Genomic DNA, 17,171 nt, shown 5'->3' on the forward strand with positions numbered 1-17,171 from the left:
ATTTTTCCGTAGGGCTCCGTGTGCATTCAGCAGTCGTTGGGCCGCACGTGGGTTGATTGCCACTCAACCCTTCTATAAACTCACCCAAAACCAATTACTTTCACATGTACTGCCAAGCGGAAGGCGGCCGCGATGAGATCGACGGCCTCGAACGCCCGCACGGGCACGGCGGCCGCAGCGTGCGCGGTGGCAATCGCCCTGGTCACGGCCTGTACGCCGACGGACGGGGAGTCCACCGGAGAACCCTCCGCTTCGGCCCCCGCCACGGCGGGGGCCTCCTCCGACTCGGAGGCCGCGCTCGCCGCCTACACCGGCATGTGGACCGTGGTCGTCGAGGCCTCCCACCAGGGTTCCGCCACCCCGGACGGGCTGGAGGACCACGCCACCGGGGGCGCCCTGGCCCTCATGCGGCAGGCGCTCGAGGGAGTCGTCGACTCGGGGAACGAGGTCACCGGTGAGCCCGTGCTCGACCCGGAACTGACCCTCGAGGACTCCACCCACGCCGTCGTCGCCGACTGCGTGGACGACTCGGAGTGGAACATCGGAACGCCCGCGGCGGCCGGGAACGCGGACCCTCGCAGGGTCGACGCCGAACTCGTACACGACGGACTCGCCTGGCGCGTGTCCTACCTTCGGATCTGGGAGCCGGGATCATGTTGAGACGCACTGGCGCCACCTCGCTCGCGGTCGCCGCGGTGGTCCTGGGGGCGACGCCCCCGGCGAACGCGGACACCGCTGACGAGCCCGCGACCACGGAATCCGCCCCGGTCCTCACCGAGGTCGAGTGCGGCAGCGAGGGCGGCTCCGGATGCACGGTCGTCCTGAGCCACACGGAGACCACGGGCGGAACCGGGGGCGCCCCGGGAGCCACCACGGGAACCGGAACCACGTCCACCACCGCAGCCGACCCCAACGACCCCTACGCCGACGTGGACTGGAGCGCGGTCGACTGGGACGCGGTCGACTGGGACGCCATCGACTGGGACGCGATCGACTACGACGGCGAGGAGGGGGAGGAGGGCACGGCCCCGACCGACCCCGTGACACTGATCCAGGAGTCCCTGGCCTCCTTCGAACTCCCCCCGCCCCAGATCGCGACCTCGCCCGGCAACGGCGCCCTGGTCCTGGTCAACACCCCCCTGTGGCTGTGGATCGACGACCAGACGTGGGCCCCCGTGACCGCGACCGCCCAGATCCCGGGCTGGTCGCTCACCATCACAGCCACCCCCCGGGAGTCGCGATGGGCGATGGGCGACGGCGACGAGGTCGTCTGCGAGGGACCCGGCACCGCGTTCGACCCGGAGCGGCACGACCCCGAGTCCGCGTCCCCCGACTGCGGCCACGCCTACACGCGCGCCTCCGTGGCGCGGGAGGGCGGTACCTACACCGTCACCACGGGCGTCGTCTGGGACATCGCCTGGGAGTTCTCCGACGGCACGGCCGGGACACTCGACTCCGTCACGACGACGTCCGAGGTCGAGGTCGCGGTCGACGAAGCACAAGGCCTGGTCTCCGACTCGGGCCGCTGACAGCGCAAGGAAGCAGTGGAGGCAACATGGTGGGCACGACCACGGGCCCGGCGCCCGCGACGGTCCAGGGCGGGACACCACCGGTACGGCTCCTGGGCAAGGGGCCCCGGCGCTGGCGCTGGCTGGTGCTGGGACTGGCGATGGCCACGACCGGCGCCCTGGCCGGAGTCACCGCGATCGACCGCCTCGACCAGCGGCAGGGCGTCCTCGTGGCGGACCGCGACCTCCCGGCCGGTCACGTCGTGACCACCGACGACCTGAGAATCGCCCAGATCACCGTGGGCGAGGGGGTCTCCGTCATCGGCGAGCGGAGCCTGGAGGAGGCGCTGGGCCGCGCGCTGACCGTCCCGGTCGCCGACGGGGCGATCCTGCCCAGCACGGCGCTCGGACCGGATTCGGCGTACCCGCCCGCCCAGGAGGCGGTCGTGGGCGCCGCCCTCATGCCCGGGCGCTTCCCCGCCTCCATCCAGCCCGGATCGGCGGTCTCCGTCGTGGTGATCCCCGAGGACACCGGCCAGGTCGCCGAACAGGAGACCAGCGCCGAGGCCTTTCCCGCCCGGGTCCAGAGCGTGGAGGACGCCGCCAGCGACGGCTCGGTGATCGTGGAACTCGCCGTCAGCGCACTGGACGCCGCCCAGATCTCCTCCGCCGCCGCGACCGACCGCGTCACCGTCGTGCAGGTCCCGACCCGGGGAGGCTCGTGATGCCGCGCACCGTGGCGGTCCTCTCGCTCGGCGGCGCACCCGGGGTCACCATGACCGCGATGGCCCTGGCCGCCTCCTGGCCGCAGGAGCCCGGTGCACTCCTCGTCGAGGCCGACGCCTCGGGAGGAGACGTCGGCACCTGGCGCAGGCTGTTCGTCTCGCCCGGGCTGACCGACCTGGCCGCCGCCGCCCGCCACGAGCGCTCCGACGCGGCCGGGGCGGGCCCGCTCGAACACGCGCAGGTCCTCGACGGCGGCCTGCCCGTCTGTCCGGCACCGGCCTCAGCGGACCGGGCGGACGGCGCGGTGCGGCTCCTGGCCCAGAACACCTCCGCACTGGCGTCCCCGAGCGGCCACGTGACCGTCCTCGATCTGGGACGACTCGCCCCGCGCTCCGCGACCGCGCACCTGGCCGCGCACGCCGACGTCGCGCTCCTGCTGGTCCGCGACGACCTGGCGCAGCTGCGACGACTGCAGGAGTCGGCGCGGTACCTGTTCGAGACGCTTCCCCGGGCCTGGACCGTCGTCGTCGGCGGCAGGGGGTCCACCGCCGAGATCGCCAGCACCGTGGGCCTGCGCGTGTGGGGCAGGGTGCCCGACGACGACCGGAGCGCGGCCTTCCTCCGCGGCGAGGCGGGGTTGCGCCGACCCGAACGCCGTCCGCTCTTCCGGGCGGTGGCGTCCCTGTCCCAAGCGGTGGTCCGCGAGACCGCCGCACAGCAGGTGCGGATGGAGGTCCCGCTGTGACCGAGATCGACGCCGCCTTCGACGACGACCCCAACCAGTTCATCGACGCCGGCCGCGCGGTCCGCGAGGACGCGTGGGTCACGTGGACCGCGACCGAGGCCACGCGGCGGCTCAGCGAACTGCTGCGCGAGAACGGCGAGTACGGCCCCGCCGAGTACCGCCGGGAGGCCGAGCGCGTCATCGCGCGGATCCTCGACGAGGCGGCCAGCGAGGCGCTCGCCGCGGGACGGCCGGTTCTGGCCCCCGCGACCGAGGCGCTGATCGCGCGCCGTGCCCTCGCCCAGGTGAGCGGGCTCGGACCGCTCCAGCCCCTTCTGGACGACCCGGAGATCGAGAACATCAACATCACGGGCTCGCGCGTGTGGATCCGCTACGCCGACGGCCGGCGCGAACAACGCCCGCCGCTGTTCGACGACCCCGAGGAACTGATCGCCCTCATCCGACGCATCGCCGCCGAGTCCGCCACAGGCGAACGGCGTTTCGACCCCGGCGCGCCGATCCTGGACATGACCATGCCCGGCGGGGAACGGCTCAACGCCGTCATGGAGGTCGCCCGCGACCCCGCGGTGTCCATCCGCCGCCACCGCCACACCCGCACCTCCCTGGAGCGCCTGCACCGCCTGGGCACCCTCGATCCCGTCCTGGTCAAGCTCCTGAGGGCGGCGGTCCTGTCCCGGCGCAACATGGTGATCACCGGCGGCACCGGCGCGGGCAAGACCACGCTCCTGCGCGCCCTGGCCGCCGAGATCCCGCCCACCGAACGCCTGGTCACCATCGAGGACGTGTTCGAACTCGGACTGGACCGCGACGTCGACGCGCACCCGGACTGCGTCGCGCTCCAGGCCCGGCCCGCCAACGTCGAGGGCGTCGGGGAGATCGCCATCGCCGACCTGGTCCGCGCCGCCCTGCGCATGTCGCCCGACCGGGTGATCGTCGGTGAGACCCGCGGCCACGAGACCGTACCCCTGCTCAACGCGATGAGCCAGGGCAACGACGGCAGTCTGACCACCCTGCACGCCGCGAACTCCGCGGGCGCCTTCACCAAACTGGGCGCCTACGCGTCCCAGTCCAGCGAACGCCTGCCTCTGGAGGCCACGGCGGCCCTGGTGGCCGCGGCCGTCCACCTCGTCGTGCACGTCTCGGCACTGCCGACCGGCGGCCGCATGGTCACCAGCGTGCGCGAGGTGGTCGGCGCGGAGGGGCAGAACGTCATCTCCAACGAGCTCTACCGCAGGAGCCGTTCGGGTGAGCGGCTGCCCGCGGCGTCACCGAGCCCCGACACCCTGGACGCGCTGCTCGAGGCCGGATTCGACCCGGCCCTGCTCCACGCCAACGTGGAGGTCGGGGGGTGGCCGGCATGACCGCCTTCCTCCTCCTGGCCGCGTGCGGCGCCTTCGCGGGCGCGGGCATCTGGATCGCCGTGGCCTCGCTCCTCGTGCCCACGCCCGGGGCTCGGCCCGGACAGCGGTCGCGCGCGTCGCTCGCCGCGCTGCTCAGCCGACGCACCTTCGTCCTGGTCGCCGCGGGCGTGGCGGCCGGAACCCTCGTATGGGTCGTCACCGGCTGGCCGGTGGCGGGGGTGCTCATCGGCGTCGGCACCTGGTTCGCGCCGACGATGCTCGGCCCCGACCGCGCCCACCAGCGCCAGGTGGCCGGTGTGGAGGCGGTCGCGGCGTGGACGGAGATGCTGCGCGACCTGATGGCCGGAGCCGCCGGTCTGCACCAGGCCATCGCCGCGACCGTCCCCATCGCCCCCGAGCCGGTCCGCCCCGAGGTCGCCCAGCTCGCCGAACGGCTGCGCCAGGGCACGCCGCCCCGGGAGGCGTTGCGGGTGTTCGCCGACGAGGTCGACAACCCCACCGCCGACCTGGTCGCCGCCGCCCTCAGCAGTGCCACGTCCCGGCACGCGACCGACCTGGGCGTCCTGCTCGGCAGCCTGTCCGAGGCCGCGCGCGAACAGGCAGCGATGCTGGTCCGGGCGTCGGCGAGCCGGGCCCGCGTGCGCACCTCGACCCGCATCATCATCTCGGTGACCCTGGGCATGGCCGTGCTCCTGACGCTGCTCAGCCCCGACTACCTGGAGCCGTTCGACGGCTTCGTCGGACAGGTCGTGCTCGGCGGCATCGGCGCGATCTGGGCGGCCGCCATGTTCTGGCTGGTCCGGCTCTCCCGGCCCAGACTCGGACCGCGCGTACTCACCCCTGACACACGGGAGACGGAGGTGGCCGCGTGATCGCCGACACCCCTGTGCTGGCCATCGTGGGCGGAGCCCTCGTCGGACTCGCGGTCTGGCTGGTGCTGGCCGCGCGCTTCGCCCGGCCCAGCCTCGCCGAACGCCTCGCCGCCCCCCAGCCCCTCCCCTCCGCCCCGGCCGGTTCGCCAGGCACCGGCGGAGTCACGGCGCGGATCGGCAAGGTGGGCGTTCCGCTGATGACCGCGCTCGGCCTCCCCGGCCCCCGCACACGCCGGAACCTGGTCGTGTGCGAACGCGACGCGACCTCCTACCTGGCCGAGAAGTCCACGGGTCTGGTTCTGGCGCTGACGGTGCCCCCGTTCCTGGGCGCGATACTCGCCCTGGTCGGAGTCACCCTGTCCATGGCCCTGGCCGTACCCGGGTGGGTGCTGTTCGCACTGGTCTTCTGGTTCGCCCCGGACCTCTCCCTGCGCGACGAGGCCGACAAGCGGCGCGAGCGGATGCGCCACACCCTCGCCGGGTTCGCCGACCTGGTCGTGGTGTCCCTCGCCGGCGGCGCCGGGGTCAACGGGGCCCTGTCCGACGCCAGCTCGGCCAGCGACGGCTGGGCGATGATCCGCATCCGTGAGGCCCTGCGCGACGCGTCGCTGCGGCGCGAGCCGCCCTGGACGGCCCTGCGCGGGCTGGGCGAACGCTACGACACGCCGGAGTTCGACGAACTCGCCGCCAGCCTCCAACTCGCGGGCGCCGACGGAGCGCGCATCCGCTCCTCACTCGCGGCCAAGGCCAAGACCCTGCGCACCCAGTTCCTGTCCGAGCTCGACGCGGACGCCCAGTCGGACACCGAGCGGATGAGCCTGCCGGTGGTCCTTCTCTTCGGCGGCTTCCTCATCATGCTCGGTTACCCGGCTCTCAGTCATGTCCTCTTCAGTCTCTGACGTCACGCATCCCCTGGAGAACCTCTATGAACAGCATCGTCACCTTCGTGCGCATCGTCCTGGGCATCCACAAGGGGGACCCCGGCGACGACGGCTACTCCACCGAGGCCATCGTGGTCATCGCCCTGCTGGTGGGCATGGCCATCGCCGCGGTGGGGATCCTCTCGACCAACGTGATCGCCAGGGTCACCAACCTCTCCCTCGGCGGCTGAGGGCGTGCACGTCACCGACGACGACCGGGGCAGCGCCGAGCTCGCCGTCGCCGCCCCGCTGCTCCTGACGCTGGTGTTGCTCGTGGTGCAGGCGGCGATGTGGATGCACGCCGACCACGTGGCCGCCAGCATCGCCAGGCAGTCGGCGGAGGCCGCCCGCACCGTCGAGGGCGCGGGCGGCCAGGCCAACGCCGAGGCCATCGCGGACGAGCTCGGCGGCACCCTGCTGATCGACCGCACCGTGTCCGTCGTCCGCGGTCCGACCGAGGCCACGGCCGTGGTGGAGGCGCGGGTGCAGTCCCTGATCCCTGGGTTGACCTGGCCGGTGCGGCACGAGCTGACCGTTCCGGTGGAGCGCTTCGTGCCGCCCGGAGGTGCGCCGTGACCCCGACCGGCCAGAGCCCGGCCCAGGCGGGAGCGGTGCCGCGCCATGGCGACGACCGGGGTTCCGTCTCCGTCGAGCTGGCGCTGCTCACGCCCTTGCTGCTGTCCTTCGCGCTGCTGATGGTCCTCGCGGGCAGGGTGGTGGGCGCGGGCTCCACGGCCGACGAGGTCGCCCACGCCGCCGCGCGCGCGGCGGCGCTCGAACGCCAGGTCCCCCAGGCCGAGGCGGCGGCACAGCGGATCACCGCGGCGAGCCTGGCCTCGGAGGGCCTGACCTGCTCCAGCCACACCCTGACCCTGGACCACAACGGGCTCGCCCCCGGTGGTTTCGTCACCGCCACGCTCGAGTGCCACGTGGGGCTGGACGACCTCGCCGGACTCAGCGTGCCGAGCACCGTCACCATCTCGGGCAGTTCGACCGTGGCCGTGGACGCCTTCCGGGGGGACGCGTGAACCGCGACGACCTCGGACCGGACGACGGCCAGGCGACCGCCTTCACCGTGGTCATGGTGACGGCGTTCGTGTTCTGTCTCGGCCTGGTCTACGACGGCGGCGGCCTGCTGCGCGCCCACACCCAGTCGATCGCGTTGGCCCAGGAGGCCGCGCGCGTCGGCACACAGCAACTCGACTGGGCGGCCTACCGGTCGGGCACGGACACCGTGCGACTCGACCCCGCTGCCGCGGCGACGGCCGCCCAGGACTTCCTCGCCCAGTCCGGGGGGTCCGGGACGGTCAGCGTCGACGGGGACACCGTGACCGTGACCTCCCGGATGTCCTACGACTTCGTCCTTCTCCCCCTGGGTTCCACGACGGTCGAGTCCACAGCGAGCGCCCGCCCGTACACGCAACCCGCTCCCTAGACGTCCTGTGAGGCTGCCATGTCTCGTTTCCGCCAGTCGAGCGCGATCCTGCTCGCCTCGGCTGTCCTGCTCGGCATCCCCTACGTGCTCCTGTGGCACCTGGAGTGGCCGCGGCTCGACCTGACGTGGGCGGGCACCCTCGTCCACATCCAGGGCCTGAGCATCCCGCCGGGGTTGCCGACCGCGATCCTCATCGTGCTGCTGTGGTCGCTGTGGGGCCTGTACCTCGCCGGGATGGCCGTGGAGGGCGTCGCACGGCTGCGCGGAACACCCGGTCTGTTCCGCCGCCTGGGTCCGATGCAGGCGGTCGCGGCGACGGCGGCCGGCGCGGCGGTCCTGACCCCGACCTACGCGCTCGCTGACGCCGCCGCCGAGGAGGCGGAGGACGCGCCCGCGGACGACGACGGCTCGCCGCCGCCCGTGCCCGTCTCCGACGGGACCCAGGCGGGGGAGAGCGTCGAACGGGAACGCACGATCGCGGGTTTCGCGACCGACTCGGCGGAACTGACCGACGCGATGCGCGAGGACCTGGCGCCCGTGGTCGAGCTCGTCCGCGACCACGGCGCTCCGGGCGCCCCGATCCAGATCACCGGACATGCCGACCCCCGGGGAACCGACGAGCACAACCTGGAGCTGTCCGAGCGGCGGGCCCAGGTGGTGGCCGACCACCTGACCGCCGAGCTCGGCGACGCGGCGCCCGAGACGGTGGTGCGCGGTGTCGGGTCCGAGGAGCGGCGCGAGGGGGACTACGCGGCGCAGCGCAGGGTCGATCTCGTGTACACGGTCACGACCGAACCCGCGCCGTCCCCGACGACGGAGTCCGCCGATCCCGCCGGGTCGACGGAGACGGCCGAGACCCCCGCGTCCACGGACTCGGCCGAGACCACGGGCACGACCGGATCGGCCGGGTCCGGGTCGACGGAGACGACGGAATCCGCCGCGGCGCCCGAGACCGCGGACACCGGGGAGACGACGGAGTCCGCCGAGGCCGAGGACACCGCCGGGGCCACGGAGACCGCAGGAACGGCGGACACTCCCGAGACCACGGAGACGCCCGAGACCACCGCGTCCACGGAGTCGGCTGGAGCAGCGGACACGACAGCGGAGACCGAGGCCCCCGAGCCCGCGGAGACGACGGAGCCCGCCGAGATCGTGCAGGTGGAGCCGGTGGAGACGGTCGAGGTGGAGACGATGTCGGCCGCCAGCGACACGGGGGCGGCCTCGGGCGGCGAGCGGGACCTGGACGAGAAGCACGTCGTCGTCCTGGAGATCCCCGACGGCGCCGTCGGGATCTCCTTCGCGTTCGCGGGCGTCCTCGGCGGATACGTCCTGGGCAAGCGCGGTGTCCGGATCCCCGGGGTGGTGCTCTCCCTTCCGCGCCGGCTCCCGCCCTCCCCGCGCCGCAAGCCCCTCGCGCTTCCCCCCGCCGATCCGCGTCCGACCCCCGGCGACGACATCGACGAGCGGGTCAGCGTGGAACTGGGCCACGTGCCGGGCATCGGCGTCACCGGCAAGGGAGCGACGGGCGCCGCACGACGGCTGCTCCTCAACGCGCTCGACACCTCGGACGAGCAGACCGCCCGCGTGGTCATCACCGAGGCGGACACCGCGCGGTTGATCGGTGAGGAGGGGCGCGACCTGCTCAGGCAGCACCCGTGCGAGCCCGTCCGCATGGTCGGCACGGTGGAGGGCGCGCTCGAGGAGCTCCGGAGCGAGCTGCACCAGCGGGCGGACGAGGCCCTGCTGATGGACGATCCGACACCGCTCGTCCTGGTCACCTCGGCCGCCCCCGAGCACGAGACGGCGCTGTCCTCCCTGCTGCTGCACGGCCAGCACCGGGGGATCAGCGCGGTGGTGCTCGGGCGGTGGCCGCTCGGAGGGAGCCTGGCGATCGAGGAGGACGGGCTCATCACCGAGACCAGCACGCCGCTCGCCCCGCTCGCCCACCACTCGTGGCCCGGCTGCGACGCCGACGAGGTGGCCGAGGCGATCCGCGCCTACCGGGACTCAGCACCCGCGGAGGACACCGAGCGCACCCGGGGCGGGGAGGTCAGGACCGCCCGCGTCCGAGCCGACGACGCCCGGGCAGAGGCCGAGGCCTTCTGGGAGGCGGTCACCGAGGGGAGCGCCTTCTGGGACGACATGTCCCCGGACGACGACTTCTGGGACGAGAGCTCCGATCGTGGCGCCGTCACGATCGACGCCGCCGCGGACACGCCGGCCGACGAAGCCCTCCCCGAGAGAGAGGCGCCTTCGGAGGAGGAGGCCCCCTCCGGCACGGACGCGCCTTCGGAGGAGAGCGTCCCAGCGGAGGACGCCCCCTCCGAGAACGACACCGCGGTGGAGGAGGTCTCCGATCCGCTGCCCACGCGGGAGCGCAGGTCGCAGATCCGCGAGGCCCAGGTGTCGCGCAGGGCCAAGGCGTCACGGCTGGCCAGATCGGCGCGGAACCAGGACCCGGCACCGGCCCTGCCGACACCCGAACCGGAAGCCGCCGAGACCGCTCAGCCCGCCGCGGGCACCGCGGACTTCTCCAGCCTGAACCCACCGGAGGAGCGCCCGGCTCCGGTGCGTGCGAGGGAGAACGTCGGCGCCGGGACGAGCGCGGACGAGAGCGAGACGCCGGCCGCCCGCCGTCGGCGAGCGCGGGCGGGGGCCGGGGAGCGGCGCTCTCCCCACGTCACCCGAAAGATCCCCCAGGCTCCCCAGCCGCCCCAGATGGAGAAGGCTCCGGTCCAGCCGGAACCGCGGCCCGCGGCGAACAACGCCGGAACCGGAGGGTCGGGGAGCCGTCCCCTGCCCAGCAAACAGAGGAAGGCCGGCCGGGGCCGGACCTGGCGTCCGAAGGAGAACGCGTCAGCGTCTCCGTCCTGAGGGGACCGAGCTCGCGGGGAGGGCCCGGCCGACTGCCGGTTCGGCCTCCCGCGTCCGGACGATCACGGGCAATGGTCAGGGACGGATGACGGCCGCCGCGCGTCCCACGCCTCCTGGCCGCGGCGGGCCCGGAAGAAATCGGGGCGTTCGTCCCTTGTACTGGCGAGCCCCGTCGCGGCCGTCGGCGGCGCACCGCCCCTCGACCGGCCCCACCGGCCCGGGGCCGTCGTCGAGCGCTCCAGGAACCGCCGTAACCTGGGGAGTCGCGATCCGGAAGGAAAGGGCGGGATGCGCGTTCTCCTCGTGGACAACCACGACTCCTACACCTTCAATGTCTTCCAGCTGCTGGCGCGTGTCCTGGGGGAGTCCCCCGAGGTGGTCACGAACGACGACGCCCGTTGGGACGACCTGGACCCCTCCGCCTTCGACGCTGTGGTCGTCTCCCCGGGTCCCGGCCGCCCGCACAACGCCCGGGACCTGGGCCGTGTGCCCGGACTCCTCGCCCACACCCGCCTTCCGGTCCTGGGCGTGTGCCTCGGCCACCAGGCCATCGCCCACCTGGCCGGAGCCGACGTCACCGCCGCGCCCGTCCCGCGCCACGGACACCTCACCACGGTCAGGCACACCGGGCGCGGCCTGTTCGCGGGGCTGCCCCAGGACCTGACCGCCGTGCGCTACCACTCGCTGGCCGTGCCCGAACCGCTCCCCGCCCGCCTGGCCGCCACCGCCTGGGCCGAGGACGGCGTGGTCATGGGCCTGGAGCACCGTGAACTGCCGCGCTGGGGCGTGCAGTTCCACCCCGAGTCGGTCGCCAGCGACGCCGGAGCCGACCTGGTCGCCAACTTCCTCCGCCTGGCCCGCCCCCAGGCGACGGCCGCCGCGGGCACACCAGCACCCGAACGCGCCGCGCCGCCCGCCCTGTCCGGCGCCGCCCCGGAACGAAGACCCGCCACGACCGATCGCCCCGCGCCGCACGCCCGCGTCCTCGACCACGCCGTGGACACCGAGGCCGCCTTCGCCCACCTGTACGGCGACGCCGAGTACGCGTTCTGGTTGGACAGCTCCCGCCCCGGGGGACCCGCCCGCTTCTCCTTCCTCGGCGCGGCCACCGGTGAGACCCTCGCCTACCGCGTCGGCGACGGCGCCGTCCGGGTCAGGGACGCCCACGGCGCCGAGCACCGCGAACCCGGCACCGTCTTCGACGCGCTCGACCGCCGCACCCGCCGCACCGCCGCCCCCACCGGCCTGCCGTTCGACTTCACCGGCGGCTACGTGGGCTACTTCGGCTACGAACTCAAGGCCGACTGCGGCGGCGCGGTCGCCCACACCTCGCCCACCCCCGACGCCGTGTGGATGCGCTGCGACCGGTTCGTCGCCGTCGACCACGCCGAGAACCGCACCTACGTCGTGCACGACGACGCCGACGACGCCCGCGCGTGGGCCCGGGACACCCTCGACGCGCTCACCGCCCTGCCCGCCCCGCCCCCGCCCGCTCCCGCCGCGCCGCCCGTCGACCTGGACGCCCACCTGGAGCGGTCCCGGGAGGGCTACGTGACCGACGTCAAGGAGTGCCTGGGCCACCTCACCCAGGGAGAGAGCTACGAGATCTGCCTGACCAACCGGGTCCGGATCCCCGACACCGCCGACCCCGACCTGGACGTGTACCGGCGGCTGCGCGCGGCCAGCCCCGCGCCCCACGCCGCCCTCCTGCGACTGGGCTCCCTCAGCGTGCTGAGCGCCTCACCCGAGCGATTCCTTCGTGTGGACGCCGACCGCGTGGCGGAGAGCCGCCCGATCAAGGGCACCGCCCCCCGCCACGCCGACCCCGAGGCCGACCGCCGCGCCGTCGAGCACCTGCGCACGGGGACCAAGACCCGTGCCGAGAACCTCATGATCGTGGACCTGCTGCGCAACGACCTGGGGCGGGTGTGCGAGGTCGGCAGCGTCGAGGTGCCCGCGTTCATGTACACCGAGTCCTACGCCACCGTCCACCAGCTGGTCTCCACCGTCCGGGGACGGCTGCGGCCGGACGTGAGCACCCTCGACGCCGTGCGCGCCTGTTTCCCGGGCGGGTCGATGACCGGTGCGCCCAAGCTGCGCACGATGGAGCTCATCGACGGGCTGGAGGCCTCGGCCCGGGGGGTGTACTCGGGGGCGCTGGGCTACCTGTCCCACTCGGGGACCGCCGACCTGAGCGTCGTCATCCGCACCGCAGTGCGCTCCGACGGGGAGTTCACGATCGGGGCGGGCGGTGCGATCGTACTCGACTCCGACCCGGAGGAGGAGTACGAGGAGATGCTGCTCAAGGCCGCCGTCCCGGCGCGCGGCCGATGACCCGTGCGGACGCGGCGCCGAAGGCTCCCGGGGGCTCCTCGCACTGGGCGATGAAGTCGCCGGGGAAGCCCACCTCGAACCCGGTCGCCGCCTCCAACTGGCGTACGGCCTCCTCGGGGAGATCGACGTCGACGGCCCTCAGGTTCTCCGTGAGCTGGCCGACCCCGCTGGCGCCCACGATCGGGTGCACGGCCGCCGACCGCGCCCGGGTCCAGGCGATCGCGACCTGTGCGGGTGTGGCGCCGAGTCCGCCAGCGACCTCGCCGACGGCGCGGGCGACCTCGTGGTCGCGCGGGGACAGGGAGCCCGGGTCGACGCGGGTCCCGGCGGGCACCCGCTCCCGGTCGGTGAACTTGCCCGAGAGCACGCCTCCGGCGAGCGGCCCCCACGCGGCCAGGGTCAGCCCGAGCGCCTCGGCCATCGGCAGCAGTTCCCGTTCGGCGTCGCGTTTGAGCAGGTTGTAGGGCACCTGCACGCCCGCGAACGGCGTCCATCCCCGCCAGTCCGCCAGGGTGTCGGCGTGGCTGACCACCCACGCGGGGGCGTCGGAGATGCCCACGTACAGGATCTTCCCGGCGCGTACGGCGTCGTCCAGCGCCCGCATCGTCTCCTCCACCGGCGTGTGCCGGTCCCACAGGTGCACCCAGTACAGATCGAGGTAGTCGGTGCGCAGCCGCCGCAGGCTGCGTTCCAGGGACAGGCGGAGGTTCTTGCGGTGGTTGCCCGCGGCGTTGGGGTCCTCGCCGTCGCGGGAGAGCGTGTACTTGGTGGCGAGCACGAAGCGGTCGCGCTGGCCGGAGAGCAGTTCTCCGAGGATGTCCTCGCTGTCGCCGTAGGCCGAGGCGGTGTCGACGACGTTGCCGCCGGCGTCGGCGTAGGCGCGCAGCATCGCCTCGTACTCGCGCACGGCGTCGCCGCGTTCGTAGAAGGTCATGGCGCCGAAGAACAGTTCGGACACGCGCAGGCCGGTCCGGCCCAGCAGTCGGTAACGCACGGGCGTCCTCTCTCGTGGATGTACTCCCGACTCTGCTGTGACGGCACCCGCGATGGGAGACCGCCGTGGGACTGGCCCTCGCGGGGCCACCCTCGCCACGCCCTAGACTCGCCGTATGGCAGACAACGGTCTGGGCACCTTCCTCCGCTCTCGCCGGGAGGCCGTCACCCCCGCCGACGTGGGGCTTCCCCTCGGTCCGCGCCGCCGCACCCCCGGGCTCCGCCGCGCCGAGCTGGCCACGCTCGCCGGGGTCAGCGTCGAGTACCTCACCCGTCTCGAACAGGGCCGTGACCGCCGCCCGTCGCCGGAGGTGATCGAGGCGCTCGCGGGCACGCTGGGGCTGTCCGCCGACGAGCGGGTCCACCTGCACCGCCTCGCGAAGGTGACCAGCGGAGACGTGTGCCAGGGCGGTCCGCCACCGCCGCGTTCGGTGCGTCCCACGGTGCGGGAGCTCCTGGACCGGCTCGAACCGGGTCCGGCGCTGGTGGTCAACGGGCTGGGCGACGTGCTCGCGCACACCGACGGGTTCGCACGCCTCGCCGGGCCGCTCGGTGTTCTGGAACCGGCCGTGCCCAACCTCGTCCGGTACGTCTTCACCGACGTCCGCGCCGCGGCCGCCTTCCCCGACTGGGGTTCGGTCGCCGACGAGCAGGCCGCGGACCTCAGGGCCGCCGCGTCCCTGGGCGACCCCCACGCCGCGTCCCTGGCCGCGGAGCTGTCCGCGGCTGTCGGCGCCCGGTTCCGCGACCGCTTCGAGGGCTCGGCCGCCCTCCCCAGCCGCACGGGGACCGAGGTCTGGAACCATCCGGAGGCGGGCGAGCTGCGGTTGGCCTACGAGAGCCTCGCCGTCCCCGGCCCGGACGAGCAGCGGCTGGTGGTCCACCTGCCCGCCGACGAGGGGGCCGCGGTCGCGCTCGAACGGGTGTCGGCGCTGGTCGCGGGCTGAGCCGAAAAGGGTTTGCCCCGGCTGGCGAGGATCCCCGAAGCTGTCGGCCATGCAGATTCCCCGGCACCAGATCCGCGCCAGGTTCACCGACGCGACGGTCACCGTCTACCAGGCCTACCACCCGTCCATCGGCGTGCCCGCCGCGCGGGACGGCCGCTTCCCGGCCTCCTGGAAGCGGGGACGCATGACCTGGGTCAAGCCGTCCTTCAGGTGGATGATGTACCGGTGCGGGTGGGGGCTCAAGGCGAACCAGGAGACCGTCCTGGCGGTGGAGATCACCCGCGAGGGCTTCGAGTGGGCGCTGCGCGACGCCTGCCTGTCCCATCACGACCCGCGGGTGCACGCCGACCGCGACGCCTGGCGTGAGCAGCTGCGCACAGCCCCCGCGCGCGTGCAGTGGGATCCCGAGCGCGACCTTTGTCTGCGCCCGCTCGACCACCGGTCCCTCCAGCTGGGGCTGTCGGGGGAGGCGTCCCACCGCTACGCCGACGCGTGGATCGTCGGCGTCACCGACGTCACGCCGCTGGCCCACCGAGTGCACGCCCTGGTGCGCGCGGACGACCTGGACGGCGCCGCCGCTCTGCTGCCAGAGGAACGCCCCTACCCGGTTCCCGAAGGCCTGTTGGACCACCTGGTGCCCGCCGGGCGTCCGGTCGCCAACTAGGCTCTGCCCCCGCCGCACACGCGGCAGACCTGGCAGCGAGCGGTTCGTCAGGCGGCGTGACCGGCGGGAGGCTCGCTGGTCGGCATCCGCGGAGTGTGGCCGCCGAAGTCCGCGACGAGTTCGAGCCGACCACCGAGTGCCTCGACGTACCGGGCCACGACGTCGACGGAGACGACCTCGCCGTGCCCACCCTGAGCCCCCGCACGAGTTCCCTGTGCCCGGTCAGCGGTGAGGATCGGACGAGGGTTTCGCGGCGGTCGGCAACGGTTACGGTCGCCGGGACAGGCCGGACAGGCGGACGAGGGCCGCGCTGAGCCAGAGCAGCCCGATCGCCGCTCCAGCGGTGAAGGCAGCCACGCTGGCGGCGGAGGCGGCGAACCCGGCGATGACCGCCACCGGCGCCAGACGGCACGCGAGGGCCCAACCGCGTGCCTGGCGAGCGGAGAAGTACCGGGCCAGGATGAGGAAGGCGGCGCACAGCGCGAGGTAGCCGACCATCCCGGCGACCATGTGGACGGCGCCGTGACCGCTCACCACGGGGGTCGTGGTCTCGGGCGTGCCGACGGGGAACCCGGCGCCGGGGTCGGCGGTGAAGACCCCGGCGACCAGGAAGGACACGCCGAACACGCCGATCAGCCGTGGCGCCCAGATGCCGCCGGGCGCTCCGCGCAGCGCGTGCCGTGCGCCGACCGCGCCGCCGATGAGCAGCGCGCCGGTGGCCAGGAAGACCCCGATCTGGATCCATCCCAGGGAGCCCAGGCTGAGCTGGCTGAGGGCGTTGCGGCCGAAGTCGAAGCCCTCGCGGGTCAGCCCCTGGAGCAGGCCCGCACCGAGGAACAGCGGGCCCGCGGCGACACCGCCCGCGAGCAGGAACCGCAGCGGGGAGCGGGCGGGGACAGGGCGGGAAGCGGGGATCGTCGGGGCGTTGCGGGTCTGGGACATGAGGGTTCTCCTGCTCGGATGAGTACTGGACGGTCCAGTACTTCCTAGGAACTGGACGGTACAGTACCCGAAGAAGAACTAGACTGTCCAGTACCCAAAATTGAAGGAGGCGACGTGGAGGAGACCGCCCAGGGCCGGTCCGCACGCAAACACCAGGCGATCGTGACGGCCGCGACCGAGGTGTTCATGGCGAAGGGCTACCCCGGGACCAGCATGGACGACATCGCCAAGCTGGCCGCCGTGTCCAAGCAGACCGTCTACAAACACTTCACCGACAAGGAGAAACTGTTCCGCGAGGTCGTGCTGGCCACCACGGTCCGGGTCGAAGCCATGATCGACCTGGTGGCGGACATCCCTGCCGAGGCCGACACCCTGGAGGAGAACCTGACCCGGCTCGCCCACCGGTTCCTGACCACCCTCACCCAGCCCCAGGTCCTCCAACTGCGGCGCCTGATCATCGCGAACGCCGACACCTTCCCCGAACTCGGCGCCGCCTGGTACGAGCGCGGATTCGAGCGGGTGCTGGCCACACTGGCGACCACCTTCCGGCGCCTGGCCGACCACGGACTGCTCCGGATCGAGGACCCCCTCCTGGCCGCGAACCACTTCTCCGGGCTGTTGCTGTGGATCCCCGTCAACCAGGCCATGTTCCACGGCGGCCCCCGGCACACCCAGTCCGACCTGGACCGGTACGCCGTCGCCGGCGTCCGTGCCTTCCTCGGCGCCTACCGCTGACCGCTCACGGTGGCCGGACGGCATCCGGCGGGGGGGGGGGGGGGGGGGGGGGGGGGCCGCCGGCGCCCCCCCCCCCCCCCCCCCGCCCCCGGGGGGGGGGGGGGGCGCGCGCGCG

The 17,171-nt window shown here is 73.7% G+C and carries 18 protein-coding genes; 16 read left to right on the top strand and 2 right to left on the bottom strand.

Annotation, left to right across the window (positions count from 1 at the left end; genetic code table 11):
• Positions 1-132 precede the first annotated feature (132 nt).
• From ACIBFB_RS10100 to pabB, 13 genes are all read left to right on the top strand, one after another.
• A complete protein-coding gene (locus ACIBFB_RS10100; RefSeq protein ID WP_397228347.1) occupies positions 133-660 on the top strand; it encodes a hypothetical protein in 528 nt (175 codons plus the stop codon).
• Positions 654-1,529, top strand: a complete 876-nt coding sequence (locus tag ACIBFB_RS10105) for a hypothetical protein (protein ID WP_397228349.1) — start codon at positions 654-656, stop codon at positions 1,527-1,529. The genes ACIBFB_RS10100 and ACIBFB_RS10105 overlap by 7 nt, the downstream gene beginning before the upstream one ends.
• A 26-nt stretch (positions 1,530-1,555) precedes the next feature.
• Positions 1,556-2,233: an SAF domain-containing protein gene (locus ACIBFB_RS10110; protein ID WP_397228351.1), complete on the top strand. Its 678-nt coding sequence runs from the start codon at positions 1,556-1,558 to the stop codon at positions 2,231-2,233.
• Positions 2,233-2,979: a hypothetical protein gene (locus tag ACIBFB_RS10115; RefSeq protein WP_397228353.1), complete on the top strand. Its 747-nt coding sequence runs from the start codon at positions 2,233-2,235 to the stop codon at positions 2,977-2,979. Before ACIBFB_RS10110 ends, ACIBFB_RS10115 begins: the two co-directional genes overlap by 1 nt.
• Complete coding sequence (locus ACIBFB_RS10120) at positions 2,976-4,340, top strand: CpaF family protein (protein WP_397228355.1); 1,365 nt, start codon at positions 2,976-2,978, stop codon at positions 4,338-4,340. The genes ACIBFB_RS10115 and ACIBFB_RS10120 overlap by 4 nt, the downstream gene beginning before the upstream one ends.
• Positions 4,337-5,212: a type II secretion system F family protein gene (locus ACIBFB_RS10125; protein ID WP_397228357.1), complete on the top strand. Its 876-nt coding sequence runs from the start codon at positions 4,337-4,339 to the stop codon at positions 5,210-5,212. The genes ACIBFB_RS10120 and ACIBFB_RS10125 overlap by 4 nt, the downstream gene beginning before the upstream one ends.
• The gene (locus ACIBFB_RS10130; protein ID WP_397228359.1) at positions 5,209-6,111 is read left to right on the top strand and encodes a type II secretion system F family protein; all 903 of its coding nucleotides are present in this window, start codon (positions 5,209-5,211) and stop codon (positions 6,109-6,111) included. Before ACIBFB_RS10125 ends, ACIBFB_RS10130 begins: the two co-directional genes overlap by 4 nt.
• A gap of 26 nt (positions 6,112-6,137) precedes the next feature.
• Positions 6,138-6,323 (top strand): hypothetical protein, encoded by a 186-nt coding sequence (locus tag ACIBFB_RS10135; RefSeq protein ID WP_397228361.1) that lies wholly within the window; start codon positions 6,138-6,140, stop codon positions 6,321-6,323.
• Between the two features lie 4 nt (positions 6,324-6,327).
• Entirely contained in the window at positions 6,328-6,708 is a 381-nt protein-coding gene (locus ACIBFB_RS10140) for a TadE/TadG family type IV pilus assembly protein (protein WP_397228363.1), read from the top strand.
• Positions 6,705-7,160, top strand: coding sequence for a TadE/TadG family type IV pilus assembly protein (locus ACIBFB_RS10145; RefSeq protein WP_397228365.1), 456 nt, complete (start codon positions 6,705-6,707; stop codon positions 7,158-7,160). The genes ACIBFB_RS10140 and ACIBFB_RS10145 overlap by 4 nt, the downstream gene beginning before the upstream one ends.
• Positions 7,157-7,567 carry a pilus assembly protein TadG-related protein gene (locus ACIBFB_RS10150; protein ID WP_397228367.1) on the top strand — a complete coding sequence of 137 codons (411 nt, stop codon included), beginning with the start codon at positions 7,157-7,159 and terminating at the stop codon, positions 7,565-7,567. The genes ACIBFB_RS10145 and ACIBFB_RS10150 overlap by 4 nt, the downstream gene beginning before the upstream one ends.
• Positions 7,568-7,585: 18 nt before the next feature.
• On the top strand, positions 7,586-10,441 hold the full coding sequence (locus ACIBFB_RS10155) for an OmpA family protein (protein WP_397228369.1): 2,856 nt from the start codon (positions 7,586-7,588) through the stop codon (positions 10,439-10,441).
• A 288-nt stretch (positions 10,442-10,729) separates the two neighbouring features.
• Positions 10,730-12,775: an aminodeoxychorismate synthase component I gene (gene pabB / locus ACIBFB_RS10160; protein ID WP_397228371.1), complete on the top strand. Its 2,046-nt coding sequence runs from the start codon at positions 10,730-10,732 to the stop codon at positions 12,773-12,775.
• Here the strand turns inward: pabB and ACIBFB_RS10165 are convergent.
• Positions 12,744-13,769, bottom strand: coding sequence for an aldo/keto reductase (locus ACIBFB_RS10165; protein WP_397228373.1), 1,026 nt, complete (start codon positions 13,767-13,769; stop codon positions 12,744-12,746). The two genes, pabB and ACIBFB_RS10165, sit on opposite strands and share 32 nt — an antisense overlap.
• A 115-nt stretch (positions 13,770-13,884) precedes the next feature.
• Here ACIBFB_RS10165 and ACIBFB_RS10170 point away from each other — a divergent pair, with 115 nt between their 5' ends.
• Both ACIBFB_RS10170 and ACIBFB_RS10175 read left to right on the top strand, forming a co-directional pair.
• Positions 13,885-14,715 carry a helix-turn-helix domain-containing protein gene (locus ACIBFB_RS10170; protein ID WP_397228375.1) on the top strand — a complete coding sequence of 277 codons (831 nt, stop codon included), beginning with the start codon at positions 13,885-13,887 and terminating at the stop codon, positions 14,713-14,715.
• Positions 14,716-14,764: 49 nt separating this feature from the next.
• A complete protein-coding gene (locus ACIBFB_RS10175; RefSeq protein WP_397228377.1) occupies positions 14,765-15,379 on the top strand; it encodes a DUF4291 domain-containing protein in 615 nt (204 codons plus the stop codon).
• A 267-nt stretch (positions 15,380-15,646) separates the two neighbouring features.
• Here the strand turns inward: ACIBFB_RS10175 and ACIBFB_RS10180 are convergent, their stop codons facing one another.
• The gene (locus ACIBFB_RS10180) at positions 15,647-16,321 is read right to left on the bottom strand and encodes a DUF998 domain-containing protein (RefSeq protein WP_397228379.1); all 675 of its coding nucleotides are present in this window, start codon (positions 16,319-16,321) and stop codon (positions 15,647-15,649) included.
• A 114-nt stretch (positions 16,322-16,435) separates the two neighbouring features.
• On the opposite strand from ACIBFB_RS10180, the gene ACIBFB_RS10185 reads away from it, so the two are divergent.
• Positions 16,436-17,056: a TetR/AcrR family transcriptional regulator C-terminal domain-containing protein gene (locus ACIBFB_RS10185; RefSeq protein ID WP_397228381.1), complete on the top strand. Its 621-nt coding sequence runs from the start codon at positions 16,436-16,438 to the stop codon at positions 17,054-17,056.
• Positions 17,057-17,171 lie beyond the last annotated feature (115 nt).

Origin of the sequence: Nocardiopsis sp. NPDC050513, assembly GCF_044457925.1 — a bacterium.
Taxonomy (GTDB): Bacteria; Actinomycetota; Actinomycetes; order Streptosporangiales; family Streptosporangiaceae; genus Nocardiopsis.